Raw genomic sequence first — 1,807 nt, 5'->3', positions numbered from 1 at the left:
TTGAAGTCTCCTTAGAAAGGAGGTGATCCAGCCGCACCTTCCGATACGGCTACCTTGTTACGACTTCACCCCAATTATCGAACCCACCTTCGGCCGCGCCCTCCTTGCGGTTAGGCTACGGACTTCGGGTGTTCCCGACTCTCATGGTGTGACGGGCGGTGTGTACAAGGCCCGGGAACGTATTCACCGCGGCATGCTGATCCGCGATTACTAGCGATTCCAACTTCATACAGGCGGGTTTCAGCCTGCAATCCGAACTGGGATGGCTTTTAGGGATTTGCTCCACCTCGCGGTATTGCTTCCCTCTGTTAACCACCATTGTAGTACGTGTGTGGCCCAGGACATAAGGGGCATGATGATTTGACGTCGTCCCCACCTTCCTCCGTTTTGTCAACGGCAGTCTCGCTAGAGTGCTCTTGCGTAGCAACTAACAATAAGGGTTGCGCTCGTTGCGGGACTTAACCCAACATCTCACGACACGAGCTGACGACAACCATGCACCACCTGTCTCAACTTTCCCCGAAGGGCACCTAATGTATCTCTACTTCGTTAGTTGGATGTCAAGTCCTGGTAAGGTTCTTCGCGTTGCTTCGAATTAAACCACATACTCCACCGCTTGTGCGGGCCCCCGTCAATTCCTTTGAGTTTCAACCTTGCGATCGTACTCCCCAGGTGGGATACTTATTGTGTTAACTGCGGCACGGAGGGGGTCAGTCCCCCCACACCTAGTATCCATCGTTTACGGCGTGGACTACCAGGGTATCTAATCCTGTTTGCTCCCCACGCTTTCGCGCCTCAGCGTCAGTTACTGTCCAGCAATCCGCCTTCGCCACTGGTGTTCCTCCGTATATCTACGCATTTCACCGCTACACACGGAATTCCGATTGCCTCTCCAGCACTCAAGAACTACAGTTTCAAATGCAGGCCACAGGTTGAGCCCGTGGGTTTCACATCTGACTTGCAGTCCCGCCTACACGCCCTTTACACCCAGTAAATCCGGATAACGCTTGCCACCTACGTATTACCGCGGCTGCTGGCACGTAGTTAGCCGTGGCTTATTCGACAGGTACCGTCATTATGTTCGTCCCTGTCAAAAGAAGTTTACAACCCGAGGGCCTTCATCCTTCACGCGGCGTTGCTGGGTCAGGCTTGCGCCCATTGCCCAATATTCCCCACTGCTGCCTCCCGTAGGAGTCTGGGCCGTGTCTCAGTCCCAATGTGGCCGGCCAACCTCTCAGTCCGGCTACTGATCGTCGCCTTGGTGGGCCGTTACCCCGCCAACCAGCTAATCAGACGCGAGGCCATCTCAGAGCGATAAATCTTTGGCAGTCAGAGCCATGCGACCCAACTGCATCATGCGGTATTAGCAACCCTTTCGGGCTGTTATTCCCCACTCCAAGGCAGGTTCCTCACGCGTTACTCACCCGTCCGCCACTAAGCAACTTTATCAGTTGTCCGAAAACTCCGTCAAAAGCGCTCCGTTCGACTTGCATGTGTTAAGCACGCCGCCAGCGTTCATCCTGAGCCAGGATCAAACTCTCAATAAAATGGTATCTAAAGAACCTTCCGGCTCTTCAAATCACTTTATTGAAGCCTAATTCATAGCTTCAAAGAAATTTAGACAGTCGCCCCTTCACAAGTCCACTTGAACTCATGAAGGACAACTTTTCGTCCTTCTGGTGCTTCGTGTTTCTTTCACGTTGTTTAATTTACAAGGTACACGCTCCGGCCTTTCGACCAGCAGTGCGCTATATTTTAGCACACTCTTTTTCGCTTGTCAAGTACTTTTTTCAGAAGTTTTTCAACT

Annotated in this window: 1 rRNA gene; it reads right to left on the bottom strand. The window is 52.4% G+C overall.

Annotated elements, in window-relative coordinates:
* Positions 1–15 precede the first annotated feature (15 nt).
* Positions 16–1,547: ribosomal RNA gene (locus tag H7U37_RS14745) — 16S ribosomal RNA — on the bottom strand.
* Positions 1,548–1,807: the final 260 nt, after the last annotated feature.

This window comes from Pseudoflavonifractor phocaeensis (genome assembly GCF_016901735.1).
Classification (GTDB): Bacteria; Bacillota; Clostridia; order Oscillospirales; family Oscillospiraceae; genus Pseudoflavonifractor_A.
The sequence above is the reverse complement of the archived record's forward strand: the minus strand, read 5'-3'. Positions and strand labels throughout refer to the sequence as shown.